Genomic DNA, 16,366 nt, shown 5'->3' with positions numbered 1-16,366 from the left:
TATGCGGGTCAAACGGGTGCGCAGCATGGCCCGTGCCGGGTCACCGCGCAACACCCGACGGCGGCGCCGGGTCCAGTTTCCGACCGCAGGCGTGTGCCGCTGACAGGATCGGTGTGTCGGCCCCGTATTCCCCGCAAAGGCGCACAATCGGCGCCACGGGCGGGGGTGGTGCGATGGCCGGTTGGAAGGTGTGCCTGTTGGGCGTGGTCGTTCTGTGCACTCCAGCACAGGCCGCCCAGTATTTCGTCAACACGGTCGAGGATACGCCTGATGCGACACCCGCCGATGGCCTCTGTGCCGACAGCGCCGGGCGCTGCAGCCTGCGCGCGGCGGTCATGGAGGCCAATGTCGCGCCGGCGCCGGTTCCAGCGATCATCCATCTTCCCGCCGGCGATTTCCTGCTGGCGCTCGCCGGCACCGGCGAGGATGCCGCGCACAGCGGCGACCTCGACATCCTTCACCCTGTCACGGTGATTGGTGCCGGTCCGGCACTGACGCGCATCGATGGCGCGGCCCAGGACCGCGTCTTCGAGGTCCATGCCGGTGCGACGCTGCGCCTGCGACGCCTTGCGGTGTTGAACGGTCAGCTTGACGGCAGCGCGTCGGGCGGCGGTGCCGGCGTCAGGGTCGGCGACAGCGCGGCCCTGCACCTGCAGGAGGTCGAGGTGGCCGGACACCGGATGCGCGATCGCCCTGGCGGCATTGCGCTCGACGTTCGCGGTTGCGTGCAAGGCCGATACGTCCGGATCCGCGACAACGGGGACAAGGAAACGCCGGCGGCAGCGGGTTCGGTCACCATCCGGGTCGGGTCGCAGCCAGGCGATGAGGGTGCCTGCCTGCTGCTGGACGACAGCGAGATCAGTGGCAATTCCGCCGACGCCGCCGGCGCGATCCAGGCCGGTCCGGCCGGGGTGGTGCTGAGGCGAAGCCTGCTCAGCGGCAACACGGCTTCGGGCGCGGGCGCGCTGCAACTCGCGGCCGGCGTCGAGGCCCGGCTGGAGAACGTCACGATCAGCGGCAACCGCGGCGATCCGGGTGCCGTGCTGGTGGCGGTGGGCGCCCGGGTGGAAGTGCAGGGCAGTACCGTCACCGCGAACGGGCCACGCAGTGGCACGGCATCGCAGGTCGGCGGCATCCGTGACCTCAATGCGCCCCCCGGCCAGACCAGCCTGGCCAATTCCATCCTCGCCGGCAACGGCCCCGGCCTGCTGGCCGATGACTGCGCCGGCGTGGTTTCGTCAGGTGGCGGCAACCACTATGGCGACTGCAGCGGCCTGCAGTCGCTGCCCAACGATCGCCTGGAGGTCGCAGTGGCGCTGGGTCCGCTCGGCGACCACGGTGGCTTCACGCGCAGCCATCTTCCGCATGCCCAGGCGATCGATGACGGCTGGGCGGCCGGCTGTCTTCGCACCGACCAGCGCGGACAGCCGCGGGCGTTCGACCATGATGGCGACGACGACCCCGGCTGCGATGTCGGTGCGGTCGAGATGCAGTCGCCGCAGCCGACCTTCACCGTCAACACGCCGGACGACAGCGCGGACATCCTTCCCGGCGATGGGCACTGCGACGAAGGGCGGCAGCGCTGCAGCCTGCGCGCCGCGATCCATGAGGCCAACGCGCGGCCCGGTGTCGATATCGTCGCGTTGCCGCCGGGCATCTTCGTGTTCGGGCTGGCCGGCCAATCCGAGGATGCGGCGGCGACGGGCGACCTCGACGTCACCGATGACCTGGTGCTGCTCGGCGCCGGCTCGGCGTTGACGACGATCGATGCCGGCGCGCTGGATCGCGTCATCGATGTCCATGATGTGGGCGGTGGGCGTCATGTCGCCCTGCGCGGTGTCCCCTTGCGCAATGGCAGGTTCGCAGCCGGCGCAGGCCTGCAGGTCGCGGCCGGCGCCCAGGTCGATCTCGAGGACATCATCCTGCGTGACCACCGGAGTGACGGACCCGTGGCGGCGACGGCCTTGGCTGTGGGGGGACGGGTTTCAGGGCGTCATGTGCGGATCCTTGGAAACGTGGATGAGGGATGGGGTGCGACCATCGCGGTGGGAACGCTGGCAGGCGCCTGTGATGCAACCGGCGAAGAGGATCCGGACGCCACCCTAGATCTGGAAGATTGCGAGATCAGCGGCAATGTGGCCCTGCTGGCCGGCGCCCTGTCCGCGCGCTGCGGCCGCACGGTTCTGCGTCGATGCCTGGTTGCCGGCAATCAGGGGGGGGCAATGTCGGGGCGATGGTTTTCGACATCGGTGCGGCGGCGCTCCTGGAGAACGTGACGCTGACGGGAAACGGCGGCGGCGCGGTCGGGGCGATCTCCAACGACGGCTTCTCGCGGCTGGACATCCTCAACGGCACCATCACGCTCAACGGCGGCGTCGCTGGCATGCCGCTTCCGCTGACCGGCGGCATACGCGACGTCCATGGCGGTGCCGGCCTGACCTATCTGGCGAACACCTACCTGGCCGGCAATTTCGCGCAGACGGTTGCAGGCGTTCCGGACTGCAACAACGGCTTTTCGATGGGCGGCAACATCATTGGCGATGCGCAGCGCTGCCAGCAGTTCGCGCCGCAGCCGGACGACCAGCTCGACGTGGTGCCGCCGCTGCTGGCGCTGGCCGATCACGGCGGATTCACGCAGACGCACCGTCCAGCACAGGGCGCCAGTGCCATCGACCGTGGACGTGAGGCGCACTGTGCCACGGCGGACCAGCGGGGCGTGGCGCGGCCGCAGGATGGCGATGGCGATGGCACGCGCGCCTGCGATGTCGGTGCCTTCGAAGTCGAGGTCGACACGATTTTCGCAAGCGGGTTCGAGACGTCTGCGCCGGCGCGGGACCTTCCACCCCCGTAGCGGACGGCCCCGCGTGTTGTCGCGCAGCATCGGCAACGGGTTCGTTTTGATGGCGGGTGCGCTGCCGGTCCTGGTCGCTCGCATCCAGGGGTTCTTCTGGCGACCATGACCGGTGTCGACTCGCCCGCATTGGAGCGGTGCCATCGTCACGCGGGTTTGAACGGCGATCGACCACGACGGTCAACGCCGGCAATGTCGGCATGCCGGTATCGAGCCGGTGTCGACTGTTTCGAACGCCCGATCGCCTGCATCGGAACGATGATGCTTTTTGCCGGCGAGGTTCGCGTCGGTTCGCCTGCATCCTGTGGGCTGGAATCCTGGCGTCGCGAACGCACCGTGCGCAGCCGATGGATGCATGTGGAGGGCTATGCGACTAGTCTTTGTCCAAATCCAGGTGAAGCGGAGTACGCAGCATGCTGTCCACATTGCGGTGTCGAAGTTCACGAGACCATTGCGGTGCCGTTCCGGTCCGGTGGTTGGCTGGCTTGCTTCTGATGCTGCTCAGTGGTGCAGTCCCCGCCGCCGGCATGCCGATCACGTCCGGCCATGCCGGCCACTGGTTCGCGGTGGATCGCAGCGGCGAGGGCTGGGTGCTGGAAATGCGCAGCGCAGACAGTGCCTGGCTGTACTGGTTCACCTACGACGAAACCGGCGGGCAACGCTGGATGACCGCGACCGGGCAGGTGGTGGACGATGGCGAGGGTGGCCAGCGGATCGACTTCCCGCAACTGGTGGTGACGCGGGGAGCGCGCTTCGGCGCCGACTTCGATCCGGATGACGTCGTGCGCGAACTGGCCGGTTCGGCGCGGATCGAATTCAGCGGCTGCGACCAGGGCCATTTCAGCTACGAGGCCTTTGGGCAGGCACAGGCGTTTCCTGTGCAGCGACTGGCGCGGGTGATGGGCAGCCGCTGCGAAACGCCGCATGGCGTGACGGGCCGCGAGGTCGCCGATCACGCGGGGCAGACCGGTTCCTGGTACGACCCCGCCCACAATGGCGAAGGCTTCGCCGTCCATTGGTCGACGCCGACGCAGGCAATCGTGACCTGGTACAGCTACGACAGCGAGGGCCGCCAGCACTGGGTGCTGGGCACCGGCCGCCTCGATGCGGAAGAACGCCTCCGGATCGATGACCTGCACTCGACGCGTGGCGCGCGTTTCGGCGCAGCCTTCGATCCGGATGATGTCGAACGGTTCGCCTGGGGCACGCTGGACTTCGGGCTGCGGTGCGACGCGGGCGATGCCCGTTGCGCTTCGGTGATCCCCGCCTTCGGTGAAGGCGTCGCTTGACCTGCAACGCCTGACTTCACCGCACGAGGTGGCCTGTCCGTGGCAGCGCCCGAAGCTGGAGGACCTCTACGACGTCGAACAATTCGAGTCGCCGCACCTGGAAGATCCGCACACGGCAGGCGTGCGGATGGACGTGCTCGTCAACGACGGAAGAGTTCTGGGTGTCGAATTTGTCGAGCACAAGCTCTATGCGTGGCAACCGGGCAGCGGGCAGCTGGCCGTGGAGGACGACGATCTGCCAGAGGGAGGGATCGTCTTCGCGCCCTATGGCCAGCGCACATCGACGCTGGCCTCGTCCGACGGGTCGACGCTGGCCGTCACTGTCGACCATGCGGGACGGCAGCTGCCGTATCTCAAGCAGGCCGATGGCTGGTCGCTTCTGCCGGGGCTGCCCGAGGATGCCTGGCAACTTCACGCCATGAACGTCTCGCCGAACGGCGAGTGGGTCGTGGGCGGACAGATCGCAGCTGTCGTTGGTAGATCGTGGATATGGGGAGGCACGGAAGGTTTCGCATTCCTGCCGCCTTTGCAGGCTGCTGACTCGCAGCTGCTCCACACGGGCGCCTGGCTGCCGCTCCACGTCTCTGCCGACGGCCAGGTTCTGGTCGGCCATGGCTATGTTCCAGGACCTTTCACGGCGTCATCGATTCCTGCCTACACGGTGCGATGGAACAGGCGCGAAGAACCGGTTCTGCTTCGCGATGGCGAGGGGAAATTGCTGGACCAGGCGCGAGCGGCGAGTGGTGACGGACGTATCGTGTTCGGCGCGGGCCGTGAGCGGGGGAATCCGTTGCATCCCTATTGGGGCAACCCCTGGTACTGGATCGAGGGCGGCCAGCACGCCTGGCTGGGTCGGGACCTCGACGGTGAGGGAATGGGGGAATGGCGGTACTGCATGCCGAAAGACAGCAGTGCGGACGGCAGCGTGATGGTGGGGGTGTGTTCGCGCAACGACGGCAGCCATCGAGAGCGGGCATTTATGTGGACTTCCCACACGGGCCTGGTTTCGCTTCCGGTCGATGGGGATCCGGACATCTTTGTGGACATACCAACGTGGGCGTGAGTGCCGATGGGCGCGACATCCTGCTGGTCGACCGCATCAACGATGCGCCACCACGTTGGCGCAGCCGCGTGATCCGGCTGAAGCCGCGAGGATTCGCCGGCACGCCCTGACCACCAGCGTCGGGGCCTGCCGATGTACCGTCGCCTTCCCTGAGGTGGCGCGGCGCAGGCTGAGCGCCGAACGGCTCGAATCGGGCGCGCCATCGCTGGCCAAAAGGCTGTCTGGTTGCCGGGGATCGGCAAAGCCACACCCAGGCGTCGCCCGGTCGCGTCGCCTTCAGGATACACAGCAGTGCATGGGTGGTGGGCGTGGTGCTCGCCTTGACGTTCCGTCCGGGCGATCGACGAGCTGTGCTGTTCGTCACGAAATGTGGTTCACAGTTGTGTCTTGCGACACAGCTTTTTCCATGCGTTCCGGTATGGTCAATCGCGGCGCACACGGGAGGTGTGGCCACGGTCCATAAGATCAGAGTGCCGAGGGAGATACTTCATGGTTGGACGTACACATGTATTCGCCAGCATGGCGCTGGCGTTGGGCTTCGCCTTTCCGGTGATCGCGCAGGATGAGGACGCGGCGCTGCTGGCGCATCTGATGGCAGAGGAAGCGCAGCTGGTTTCCATCCGCGCGGCGTTCCCGCCGCTGTTCGCCGAAGCCTACGCGCGCTATCCGCAGATTCCGGCCGGCGTGCTTGAAGCCATCGCCTATTCGCAGAGCCGCTGGCTGCCGCTGGCCGGTGATCCTGGCCACGAGAACCATCACCACATGCCGACGGCGTGGGGCGTGATGGGCCTGTATGGCGGCGAAGGTTTCACCGACCAGCTTGCCCGGGCCGAAGCATTGATCGGCGTGCCCGCCGAACGCATCGCCAGCGACCCGCGTTACAACATTCTTGCCGCCGCAGCCCTGCTGGCGCGCGAGATCGATGCCGACCAGGTCGGCAAGCGCGGCGGCACGCCCGACGTGGCTTCCATCGCCCCGGCACTGGCGCGTTACGCCGGCTTCACTCCGGACACGGCGAAGAGTGCGGTCGGCGATTTCGCGCGCGACAGCTTTGCCTACGACGTGCTGCTGGCGATCGACCGCGGCGTCAACGAAAAGGGCATGGTCGTGCCCGAGCGGGCGGTCGAATGGGAAAACGCCTTCCCGGTCGAGAAGCTCGTCCAGCTGAAGGCGCCGTTCGTCCGCCTGGACGTGACGCGTGACGTAATCGATACCGGCGGCTATGCGCTGGATCCGGTGAGCGAAACGCTGGTCGACCTGGAAGCGCTGAAATCCGGCGAGCCGGCACCGGCGCTCAAGAGCACCGACTATGGTCCGGCGATCTGGGATCCCGCGCATTCCACCAACTACACCGCGTCGCGCAGCGCGGCGGTCAGTGCCGTGACCATCCACACGGCGCAGGGCAGCTACGCCGGGACCATCTCGTGGTTCAAGAACTCCACGGCCAATGTCAGCGCGCACTATGTCATCCGCAGTTCGGATGGCCAGGTGACGCAGATGGTGCGTCACGCGCACACTGCCTGGCACGTGGGCAGCCACAACTCCTACACGCTGGGCATCGAGCACGAGGGTTACGTCAACAACAGCTCCTGGTACACGACGGCGATGTACAACGCCTCGGCGGCGCTGGTCCGGCACTTCTGTGCGACGTACAGCGCGATCACCTGCTCGTCGGCGTACAAGGGTGCGGCCAGCAGCGGCATCAACGTGCTCGCCACCAGCGTGAAGATCAAGGGCCACCAGCACTTCAGCAACCAGACCCACACCGATCCGGGCATCAACTGGAACTGGGCGAATTACTACAACCTGCTCAATCCGGGCAGCGGGGGTGGCGGTGGCACCGGCACCACGCGCGTCCTCGACTCCTTCGAGAGCAGCGTCGGCCACTTCAACACCTCGCCGGCCTACTCGGGCAGCACGACCGGCATCGCGACGTCGTCCACCGCGCAGCGCGACTGCACCATGCGCCGGAACGGCAGCTGCTCGCTGCAGGTGAAGCTGGTCGACAACGCCAGCAGCTCGGCGGCCTGGGCGGTTAGGCTGCTGTCGGGTGGCGGTACGCCGTCCGCCAACACCAGCCTGTCGAAGGCCAACGGCCGCATCGGCTTCTGGGTGTACTCGGGTGGTACCGGCATGACGGCCGCCGTCGGCATCGACGACAGCGACGGCACCGAGCGCTCGATCAGCCGCAGCATCCCGGCCAACACCTGGACCTACCTGGAGTGGAACCTGGCGGATGCCGCGCAGTGGAACGCCTGGGTTGGCGGCAACGGGGCGATCACCGCCTCCACGGTGACCCTGGACGCGATCTGGCTGTTCCGCGCCCAGACCAGCTACAACGTCTTCGTCTATATCGACGACGTCCAGATCAGGAACTGACCGGACAGCGGGGGTGAATTCGGCCGCGTCCGGCGGGGACTCGGCCTTTTTCTTTCCGATCAATGAATTGCGGGGCGGCCAAGGCGGCTGGCCGGGCGCGGGGAGGCGCGCGGCGCGGCGGGAACTGCTAGAATTCGCCTTTCCCGGCGCATCTCCCATGACTCCACTGATATTTGTGACCGGCGGTGTCGTGTCCTCCCTGGGCAAGGGCATCGCAGCGGCGTCCCTGGCGGCCATCCTCGAATCACGGGGGCTGAAGGTGACGCTGATGAAACTGGACCCCTACATCAACGTCGATCCGGGCACCATGAGCCCGTACCAGCACGGCGAGGTCTACGTCCTTGACGACGGGGCCGAGACCGACCTCGACCTGGGTCACTACGAGCGCTTCGTGCGCACCCGGCTGACGCGCCGCAACGCCATCACCACGGGGCGGATCTACGCCAACGTGCTGCGCAAGGAGCGTCGTGGCGACTATCTTGGCGCCACGGTGCAGGTCATTCCGCATATCACCGACGAGATCAAGCGCTGCATCGACGAGGCCGTTGCCGGCTACGACGTCGGCCTGGTCGAAATCGGCGGTACGGTGGGCGACATCGAGTCGCTGCCGTTCCTGGAGGCGATCCGCCAGCTGCGCAGCGAGCGCGGTCCGGAGAAGACGCTGTTCATGCACCTGACGCTGGTGCCCTACCTGAAGGCCGCCGGCGAGCTGAAGACCAAGCCGACGCAGCATTCGGTGAAGGAGCTGCGCTCGATCGGCATCCAGCCGGACGTGCTGCTGTGCCGTTCCGAGCAGCCGATCCCGGAAGGCGAGAAGCGCAAGATCGCACTGTTCACCAACGTGCCGGAGAAGGCGGTCATCGACGCCATCGACGTGCCGAACATCTACCGCATCCCGATGTGGTACCACGCCAAGGGTCTGGACAACATCGTCATCGAGCGGCTGCATCTGGCTGGCAAGGTGCGCGAGGCGGACCTGTCCGAATGGGAACGCGTCGTCGAGGCCTTCGAACATCCGCGCGAATCGGTCAGCATTGCCATCGTCGGCAAGTACGTCGAGCACAAGGACGCCTACAAGTCGATCGCCGAGGCACTCACGCACGGCGGGATGAAGCAGGGCGTGCGCGTCGACATGCGCTGGATCGAGGCCGACGACATCGAGGCGCAGGGCGTCGGACTGCTTGCCGGCGCCGACGGCATCCTGGTGCCGGGCGGCTTCGGCCAGCGCGGTTTCGAGGGCAAGGTCATGGCGGCGCGTCATGCGCGCGAGCGCGGCGTGCCGTATTTCGGCATCTGCTACGGGCTGCACGCCGCCGTCGTCGAGTTCGCCCGCAACGTCGCCGGACTGGGCGGCGCCAACAGCACGGAGAACGACCGCGCATCGCCGCACCCGGTGATCGCGCTGATCACCGAGTGGCGCACCGCGACCGGCGCCGTCGAGCGCCGCGACGAAACCTCCGACAAGGGCGGCACCATGCGCCTGGGCTCGCAGCTGTGCCGGCTGCAGCCGGGCACGCTGGCGCAGCGCCTGTACGGCGCCGATGAAGTCCATGAACGTCATCGTCACCGCTACGAGTTCAACGACCACTACCGCGAGCAGCTGGGCGCGAAGGGCATGGTCATGAGCGGCGTGTCCGAGGATGGCAGCCTGGTCGAGATGATCGAGCTGGCCGACCACCCGTGGTTCCTGGCCTGCCAGGCGCATCCGGAGTTCACCTCGACGCCGCGCGACGGCCACCCGCTGTTCGTTGGATTCATCAAGGCCGCGCTGGCCGAGCGCGGGCGCCGCCAGGCTGCCGCCGCGCCGGCAGTCGCAGCCGGCAAGGAGGCGGTGGCGCCATGAAACTGTGTGGCTTCGAGGTCGGCGCCGACCGGCCGTTCTTCCTGATCGCCGGCCCCTGCGTGGTCGAGTCCGAACAGCTGCAGGTCGATACCGCCGGCAAGCTGAAGGAGATCACCGGCCGCCTCGGCATTCCCTTCATCTTCAAGAGCAGCTTCGACAAGGCGAACCGCTCCTCCGGGCAGAGTTTCCGCGGGCCGGGCATGGAGGAAGGGTTGCGCATCCTCGCCGAGGTGAAGCGCCAGCTCGACCTGCCACTGATCACCGACGTGCATGAATACACGCCGATGAACGAGGTGGCCGCGGTCGTCGACGTGCTGCAGACGCCGGCCTTCCTGTGCCGGCAGACCGACTTCATCCAGAACGTCGCCCGCGCCGGCAAGCCGGTGAACATCAAGAAGGGCCAGTTCCTGGCGCCCTGGGACATGAAGCACGTCGTCCAGAAGGCCTTCGACGTCGGCAACCACGACATCATGGTCTGCGAGCGCGGGGTCAGCTTCGGCTACAACAATCTCGTTTCCGACATGCGCTCGCTGGTGGTGATGCGCGAGACCGGTTGCCCGGTGGTGTTCGATGCCACCCATTCGGTGCAGCTGCCGGGCGGGCAGGGTGCCAGTTCCGGTGGCCAGCGCGAATTCGTGCCGGCACTGTCGCGCGCCGCCGTCGCCGTCGGCGTCGCCGGTGTGTTCATGGAAACCCATCCCGATCCCGACAAGGCGCTGTCCGACGGCCCCAACGCCTGGCCGCTGGGCAAGATGGAAGCGCTGCTGGAAACGCTGCTCGAACTGGACCGCATCGCCAAGCGGCCCGGATGCCTTTGAGATGAATCGCCTTGCCGCGCTCGCACTTGTGCTGCTCGTCCTTCTGTCCGGTTCCGTTCGGGCGGCGGAAAAGATGGCCGACCCCAGCCGCGTCCGGGTGACGGGCACGCGGATCGCGCCGGGCGAACAGGACAACAGTGGCGCCGTCGCCCATGTCGGCAAGCGCGGCATCATGGGCGTGCTGTCCGAGGGCGTCGACAACTGGTGTGCACGCGACTCGCTGAGCGTCGCGCACGAGGAGGCGTCATTCCAGCTGGACGGCCAGACCTTCGATGCCGCCGCCTTTGCCGATCATGTCGCGACCCGCGCCGACGGAATTCGCTGCATCGTGCTGACCGGCGAGCGCGCCGGACAAGCCGACATGACCCTGCTGCAGGAAAAGCTGGTTACCGGGCTGGGATTGACGATCCAAATCAAGACGGCGGACTGATGGCCGTCGAACCGGTCGGGCGTGTACCAAAAAGGGGTGCGCGCCGGCGGGTCGTGTCAATACGGATTCTTCAACAGATTGGATGGGAAGCCATGACTGCAATCACCAAGATCCACGCGCGCGAGATTCTGGATTCGCGCGGAAATCCCACCCTCGAAGCCGAAGTGATCCTCGACAACGGCGTGACCGGCCGCGCCGCCGTGCCGTCCGGCGCATCGACCGGCGCCCGCGAGGCGATCGAGCTGCGCGACGGCGACACGTCGCGCTACCTGGGCAAGGGCGTGCGCAATGCGGTGGCCAACGTCAACGGCGAGATCGCCAAGGCGCTGGCCGGCTTCGACGCCGCCGACCAGCGCGGTCTGGATGAAAGGCTGATCGCGCTGGACGGCAGCGAGAACAAGGGCCGCCTCGGCGCCAACGCGCTGCTGGGTGTGTCCATGGCGGCCGCACATGCGGTCGCCACCGCGGCCGGCAAGCCTCTGTGGGCGCAGCTGCTGGGTGACCGCGAGGCGGTGCTGCCGGTGCCGATGATGAACATCATCAACGGCGGCGCGCATGCCGACAACAACGTGGACATGCAGGAATTCATGATCCTGCCCGTGGGTTTCGACTGCTTCTCCGAGGCGCTGCGTTGCGGCGCGGAGATCTTCCATGCGCTCAAGTCGGTACTGAAGAAGCAGGGCCTGAACACCGCCGTGGGTGACGAGGGCGGTTTCGCGCCGGACCTGAAGTCCAACGAGGAAGCGGTGGAGGTCATCCTCCAGGCCATCGACCAGGCCGGCTACAAGGCCGGTTCGCAGGTGATGCTGGGCCTCGACGTCGCCAGCTCGGAGTTCCACCGCGAGGGTCTTTACGACCTGGCCGGCGAAGGCCGCAAGCTGGATGCCGACGGCTTCGCTTCGCTGCTGGCCGGCTGGTGCGACCGCTATCCGATCGTCACCATCGAGGACGGCATGGCCGAAGACGACTGGGCCGGCTGGAAACTGCTCAGCGAGCGCCTCGGCGACCGCGTGCAGCTGGTGGGAGACGACCTGTTCGTCACCAACCCGGCGATCCTGCGCCAGGGCATCGACCAGGGCATCGCCAATGCCATCCTCATCAAGGTCAACCAGATCGGCACGCTGACCGAGACCTTCGACGCCATCGCCATGGCCGAGCAGGCCCGCTACGCGCAGGTCATGTCGCACCGCTCCGGCGAAACCGAGGACACCACCATTGCCGACCTGTCGGTGGCCACCAGCGCCACGCAGATCAAGACCGGCTCGCTGTGCCGCTCCGACCGCGTCGCCAAGTACAACCAGCTGCTGCGCATCGAGGAGGCGCTGGGCAGCCGGGCGCGCTACGCCGGCCGCCAGGCTTTCCCCAATCTGAGCCGCCTGCCGGGCTGAGCGCGACAGTGGCGACATTGGCTCTAAACTGCGATCTGGTCCGATCCGGCCCCGCGGCGGAGCTGCCGGGGCCGGCCCCACGTCGTCAGCGGAGCCGCCATGTCGCCAGCACCGATGCCGCACGCTCCGTTCACCCGCGATCCCCCGCCATGCAGCGCGTGCTGATTGTCGTGATGCTGTTCCTGATCGTGTTCCTGCAGCTGAAGCTGTGGGGACGCGACGGCGTGCCCAAGGTGCGGGCGCTGGAGCAGTCGATCACCGCGCAGCAGGCCGAGAACGCCCGACTGAAGGCGCGCAACGCTGCCCTGGAAGCCGAGGTACGCAACCTCAAGGAAGGACGCGAGGCCATCGAGGAGCGCGCCCGCGCAGAGCTGGGCCTGATCGGCCGGGACGAGACCTTCTATCACGTCATCGATGGCGCGGCGGTGCCCGCACGGCCAGAACGCAAGCCATGAGTGGCGAGGTGTGGGTGGTGGTGCCGGCCGCGGGCATCGGCCGTCGCACCGGACTGGACTACCCCAAGCAGTACGTCGAGCTGGCTGGCCGGCCGCTGCTGTACTGGACGCTGGAAGTCCTGTTGCGGCATCCGCGCATCGCCGGCGCCGTGGTCGCTCTGTCTGCGGACGACAGGCACTGGCCGGGCTGGTCGGCGCTGGAGGGCAAGCCCGTGCTCACCGCGACCGGCGGCGATGATCGCGCGGCTTCGGTACGCGCCGGCCTGGAGGCGCTGGAAGGGCGCGTGGGCGGCGACGACTGGGTGCTCGTCCACGACGCCGCGCGCCCCTGCCTGGACCATGCCGACCTCGACCGCCTGCTGGACCTGGGCTGCGCGCATCCGGTCGGCGCGCTGCTGGCCGCGCCGGTGGCCGACACCCTCAAGCAGGCGAACGACCGCGGCGAATCGCTGGGCAACCTGCCGCGCGAGCGCGCCTGGCGCGCGCTGACGCCGCAGCTGTTCCGTCATTCCGCGCTGTGCTCGGCGCTGGATCGCGCCCGTGCTGACGGTGCAACGGTGACCGACGAGGCCAGCGCCTTCGAGCATCTCGGCCTGGCGCCGCTGCTGGTGCCCGGCAGCGCCCGCAACCTCAAGGTCACCACTGCCGGGGACTTCGAACTGGCGGCGTTCCTGCTCCGCGCCGCCGGCCGTGGCGGCTGAACCTGCGCACTGATCTAGACTTGCCGCAACATCGCATGCATTGTCCGCCCTGCCGGCGGATCCAACGACGATAGGTTGCCATCGCATGAAACCGCCCCGCATTGGCCAGGGTTATGACGTCCACGCCTTCGGACCCGGCGACCACGTCGTCATCGGCGGCGTCCGCATCGCGCATTCACATGGCGTCGTCGCGCACTCCGATGGCGACGTCGTCATCCATGCGCTCTGTGACGCGGTGCTGGGTGCGCTGGCGCTGGGCGACATCGGCAAGCATTTCCCGCCCGGCGACGAGCGCTGGCGCAATGCCGAAAGCCGCCACTTCCTGCGCCATGTGCGGCAGCTGGCCGCCGATGCCGGCTACCTGGTCAGCAACGCCGACGTGACGGTGATCTGCGAGCGGCCAAGGATCGGCCCGCATGCGGAAGCCATGCGCGTGAACCTCGCGTCCGACCTGAGCATCGGCATCGAGGATGTCAGCATCAAGGCGACGACGAGCGAAGGCCTGGGCTTCACCGGACGCAATGAAGGCATTGCCGCGCTTGCCGTGGTGCTGCTGTGGCCGCACCGATGATCACCGCGCGCATCCGCGTCAGCCCCGAGGATTTCGAAGTCGAGGAACAGCTCGGCTTCGAACCGGATGGGCAGGGTGAACACCTGCTGCTTTGGATCCAGAAGCGCGGCGTCAACACCGCGTGGCTGGGCACGCAGCTCGCCGCCTGGGCCGGGGTGCCCGCGTCTTCGGTCAGCTGGTCGGGCATGAAGGACCGCCACGCGGTGACACGGCAGTGGTTCAGCATCCACCTGCCGCGACGCATCGCGCTCGAACACGGGCCGGCGCTGGATGGGGTGACGGTGCTGGCGCGCAGCTGGCACGGCCGGAAGCTGCGCCGCGGCAGCCATCGCGGCAACCGTTTCGTCATCACGCTGCGCGAGGTGCAGGGCGACCGCGATGCCGCGGAAGCGGCGCTGGTGGCGGTGGCAGAGCGCGGAGTGCCCAACGCGTTCGGCGAGCAGCGCTTCGGTCGCGACGCGGGCAACCTGGCGCGTGCGCGATCCTGGCTGGCGGCGGATCGGCCGCGCAGGCTGCCGCACGAACAGCGCGGCCTGCTGCTGAGCACGGCGCGTTCGCACCTGTTCAATCTCGTTCTGGCCGAGCGCGTCCGACGCGACGACTGGGACCGTGGCGTTCCCGGTGACTGCTTCCAGCTCGACGGGAGCGGCAGCTGGTTCGGCCCCGAAGCCGACATCACCGACGAACTCCATCGACGCGTCGGCAGTGGCGACATCCATCCGACCGGCCCGCTGTGGGGCGCCGGCGCATCGCCAGCCACGGCCGAGGCGGCCACGATCGAAGCCGAGGCCCTGGCGGAAGAAGCAGTCCTGTGCGAAGGCCTGGCGCGCTTCGACCTGCGCCAGGAACGGCGTGCGCTGCGACTGCGACCCATGGGTTTCAGCCGCGAATGGCTGGGCGACGACGTGCTGCGCGTCCGTTTCCAGTTGCCCCGTGGCTGCTTTGCCACCGCGGTCCTCGCCGCTTTCTGCGACACCGTCGATGCCAGCCAATCGGCGGACTACCAGCGATCCGGGCCATGAGTCGTCGTGGCGCACCGCCACCCGGACAGCCGGGCCTGCCCATCGGTGACGAAGCGGTGACGTCCGCCCTGCGACCGCTGGCCGATCGCATGCGGCCGACTTCGCTGGATGATCTGGTCGGCCAGTCGCATGTCGCCGGCGCCGGCACGCCGCTGCGTGCGGCACTGGAGTCCGGCAAGCCGTACTCGATGATCCTCTGGGGACCGCCCGGCTGCGGCAAGACGACGCTGGCACTTCTGGTCGCACGTTATGCCGAGGCCGAATTCATCGCCATCTCCGCCGTGCTTGGCGGCATCGCCGAGGTACGCGCGGCGACCGCGCGCGCGGCGGCGAACTTCGAGCAGGGTCGGCGAACCGTGCTGTTCGTGGACGAGGTGCACCGCTTCAACAAGGCGCAGCAGGACGCGTTCCTGCCGCATGTCGAGCGCGGCACGCTGGTCTTCGTCGGCGCCACCACCGAAAACCCGTCGTTCGAGCTGAATTCCGCGTTGCTGTCGCGCTGCCGCGTCCATGTGCTGAAGGCGGTCACCGCCGCGGACATGGTGCCGGCGCTGCGCCGCGCGCTGGTCGATCCGGAACGCGGCCTGGGCGATCGCCCCTGGCAGGTCGATGACGCGACGCTGGCGCAGATCGCGGATGTCGCCGACGGCGACGTCCGCCGTGCGCTGACCGTGCTGGAAATCGCCGCCGAACTGTCGGGAGACGCCGATCACTTCGACGAAGCGCTGCTGCAGCAGGTGCTGGCCGACCGCGGTCGTCGCTTCGACAAGGGCGGCGAGCAGTTCTACGACCAGATTTCGGCACTGCACAAGTCGGTGCGCAGTTCCGATCCGGATGCGGCGGTGTACTGGTTGGCACGCATGCTCGACGGCGGCGCCGATCCCGGCTATGTCGCGCGTCGGCTGTTGCGCATGGCCAGCGAGGACATCGGCCTGGCCGATCCGCGCGCGCTGGATCTCGCGCTCAATGCCTGGAACAGCTATGACCGACTGGGTTCGCCGGAAGGTGAGCTGATGCTGGCGCAGTGTGCGATCTATCTGGCCGTGGCGCCAAAGAGCAATGCCGCCTACATGGCCTGGAACCAGGCACTGGCCGATGTCCGTTCACAGGGCACGCTGGAAGTGCCGGTCCACCTGCGCAACGCGCCCACGCGCCTGATGAAACAGCTCGGATACGGTCGCGACTACCAGTACGACCACGACGTCGAAGGTGGCGTCGCGCTCGACCAGCAATGCCTGCCCGATGCGCTGGCCGGGACGCGCTATTACGAGCCGGTCGCCCGCGGCCTGGAAATCCAGATCAGGGACAAGCTCGGGGCCTTGCGCGCCGCACGCGACAAGGCGCGGCGCTGAAGCTTCGACCGGATCCGGTGGGTGAATCGCCAGGTCGCGAGATGCCAATCCCGCACCGGGCGCGTCCAGGCCGCCACGAAGCCGGCCACGAACGCCATGGCCCGCCATTGCTGTATTACGTTTGCCACGGCGTTGGCCGACCCCCTGCAGGTCGGCCGTGAAAATCGCCGGCAGACGCGGGTGAGGCGCGGTGCCGGATGCGCC

The 16,366-nt window shown here is 67.9% G+C and carries 14 protein-coding genes; all 14 read left to right on the top strand.

Features of this window, described 5'->3' with window-relative positions; all coding sequences use genetic code 11:
* Nucleotides 1-203 precede the first annotated feature (203 nt).
* The 14 genes from EDC25_RS02270 (at nucleotide 204) to EDC25_RS02205 (ending at nucleotide 16,162) form a co-directional block, all read left to right on the top strand.
* Nucleotides 204-2,276: a choice-of-anchor Q domain-containing protein gene (locus EDC25_RS02270; RefSeq protein ID WP_279432522.1), complete on the top strand. Its 2,073-nt coding sequence runs from the start codon at nucleotides 204-206 to the stop codon at nucleotides 2,274-2,276.
* On the top strand, nucleotides 2,234-2,851 hold the full coding sequence (locus EDC25_RS02265; RefSeq protein ID WP_132577195.1) for a choice-of-anchor Q domain-containing protein: 618 nt from the start codon (nucleotides 2,234-2,236) through the stop codon (nucleotides 2,849-2,851). The genes EDC25_RS02270 and EDC25_RS02265 overlap by 43 nt, the downstream gene beginning before the upstream one ends.
* Nucleotides 2,852-3,336: 485 nt before the next feature.
* A complete protein-coding gene (locus EDC25_RS02260) occupies nucleotides 3,337-4,140 on the top strand; it encodes a hypothetical protein (RefSeq protein ID WP_165910862.1) in 804 nt (267 codons plus the stop codon).
* Entirely contained in the window at nucleotides 4,124-5,203 is a 1,080-nt protein-coding gene (locus EDC25_RS02255) for a hypothetical protein (protein WP_123522051.1), read from the top strand. The genes EDC25_RS02260 and EDC25_RS02255 overlap by 17 nt, the downstream gene beginning before the upstream one ends.
* Before the next feature lie 489 nt (nucleotides 5,204-5,692).
* Nucleotides 5,693-7,582, top strand: a complete 1,890-nt coding sequence (locus tag EDC25_RS02250) for an N-acetylmuramoyl-L-alanine amidase (RefSeq protein WP_205984963.1) — start codon at nucleotides 5,693-5,695, stop codon at nucleotides 7,580-7,582.
* Between the two features lie 157 nt (nucleotides 7,583-7,739).
* Complete coding sequence (gene pyrG, locus EDC25_RS02245) at nucleotides 7,740-9,425, top strand: CTP synthase (protein WP_123522050.1); 1,686 nt, start codon at nucleotides 7,740-7,742, stop codon at nucleotides 9,423-9,425.
* The gene (kdsA, locus tag EDC25_RS02240) at nucleotides 9,422-10,243 is read left to right on the top strand and encodes a 3-deoxy-8-phosphooctulonate synthase (protein ID WP_123522049.1); all 822 of its coding nucleotides are present in this window, start codon (nucleotides 9,422-9,424) and stop codon (nucleotides 10,241-10,243) included. Before pyrG ends, kdsA begins: the two co-directional genes overlap by 4 nt.
* Before the next feature lies 1 nt (nucleotide 10,244).
* Nucleotides 10,245-10,673 carry a hypothetical protein gene (locus tag EDC25_RS02235; protein ID WP_123522048.1) on the top strand — a complete coding sequence of 143 codons (429 nt, stop codon included), beginning with the start codon at nucleotides 10,245-10,247 and terminating at the stop codon, nucleotides 10,671-10,673.
* Between the two features lie 92 nt (nucleotides 10,674-10,765).
* Complete coding sequence (gene eno / locus EDC25_RS02230) at nucleotides 10,766-12,061, top strand: phosphopyruvate hydratase (protein WP_123522047.1); 1,296 nt, start codon at nucleotides 10,766-10,768, stop codon at nucleotides 12,059-12,061.
* Nucleotides 12,062-12,210: 149 nt separating this feature from the next.
* The gene (gene ftsB, locus EDC25_RS02225; protein ID WP_123522046.1) at nucleotides 12,211-12,516 is read left to right on the top strand and encodes a cell division protein FtsB; all 306 of its coding nucleotides are present in this window, start codon (nucleotides 12,211-12,213) and stop codon (nucleotides 12,514-12,516) included.
* Nucleotides 12,513-13,217 (top strand): 2-C-methyl-D-erythritol 4-phosphate cytidylyltransferase, encoded by a 705-nt coding sequence (ispD, locus tag EDC25_RS02220; RefSeq protein ID WP_123522045.1) that lies wholly within the window; start codon nucleotides 12,513-12,515, stop codon nucleotides 13,215-13,217. Before ftsB ends, ispD begins: the two co-directional genes overlap by 4 nt.
* Before the next feature lie 85 nt (nucleotides 13,218-13,302).
* Entirely contained in the window at nucleotides 13,303-13,788 is a 486-nt protein-coding gene (gene ispF / locus EDC25_RS02215; protein WP_123522044.1) for a 2-C-methyl-D-erythritol 2,4-cyclodiphosphate synthase, read from the top strand.
* Entirely contained in the window at nucleotides 13,785-14,810 is a 1,026-nt protein-coding gene (truD, locus tag EDC25_RS02210; RefSeq protein ID WP_123522243.1) for a tRNA pseudouridine(13) synthase TruD, read from the top strand. Before ispF ends, truD begins: the two co-directional genes overlap by 4 nt.
* A complete protein-coding gene (locus tag EDC25_RS02205; protein WP_132577193.1) occupies nucleotides 14,807-16,162 on the top strand; it encodes a replication-associated recombination protein A in 1,356 nt (451 codons plus the stop codon). Before truD ends, EDC25_RS02205 begins: the two co-directional genes overlap by 4 nt.
* Nucleotides 16,163-16,366 lie beyond the last annotated feature (204 nt).

Origin of the sequence: Pseudofulvimonas gallinarii (assembly GCF_004343305.1) — a bacterium.
GTDB lineage: Bacteria > Pseudomonadota > Gammaproteobacteria > Xanthomonadales > UBA2363 > Pseudofulvimonas > Pseudofulvimonas gallinarii.
The sequence above is the reverse complement of the archived record's forward strand: the minus strand, read 5'-3'. Positions and strand labels throughout refer to the sequence as shown.

Excerpts from the sequence above, each read along its gene's own strand:
- EDC25_RS02265 (WP_132577195.1), top strand. The coding sequence starts at position 2,234 with ATGGTTTTCGACATCGGTGCGGCGGCGCTCCTGGAGAACGTGACGCTG.
- EDC25_RS02250 (WP_205984963.1), top strand. The coding sequence starts at position 5,693 with ATGGTTGGACGTACACATGTATTCGCCAGCATGGCGCTGGCGTTGGGC.
- pyrG (WP_123522050.1), top strand. The coding sequence starts at position 7,740 with ATGACTCCACTGATATTTGTGACCGGCGGTGTCGTGTCCTCCCTGGGC.
- kdsA (WP_123522049.1), top strand. The coding sequence starts at position 9,422 with ATGAAACTGTGTGGCTTCGAGGTCGGCGCCGACCGGCCGTTCTTCCTG.
- EDC25_RS02235 (WP_123522048.1), top strand. The coding sequence starts at position 10,245 with ATGAATCGCCTTGCCGCGCTCGCACTTGTGCTGCTCGTCCTTCTGTCC.
- eno (WP_123522047.1), top strand. The coding sequence starts at position 10,766 with ATGACTGCAATCACCAAGATCCACGCGCGCGAGATTCTGGATTCGCGC.
- ftsB (WP_123522046.1), top strand. The coding sequence starts at position 12,211 with ATGCAGCGCGTGCTGATTGTCGTGATGCTGTTCCTGATCGTGTTCCTG.
- ispD (WP_123522045.1), top strand. The coding sequence starts at position 12,513 with ATGAGTGGCGAGGTGTGGGTGGTGGTGCCGGCCGCGGGCATCGGCCGT.
- ispF (WP_123522044.1), top strand. The coding sequence starts at position 13,303 with ATGAAACCGCCCCGCATTGGCCAGGGTTATGACGTCCACGCCTTCGGA.
- truD (WP_123522243.1), top strand. The coding sequence starts at position 13,785 with ATGATCACCGCGCGCATCCGCGTCAGCCCCGAGGATTTCGAAGTCGAG.
- EDC25_RS02205 (WP_132577193.1), top strand. The coding sequence starts at position 14,807 with ATGAGTCGTCGTGGCGCACCGCCACCCGGACAGCCGGGCCTGCCCATC.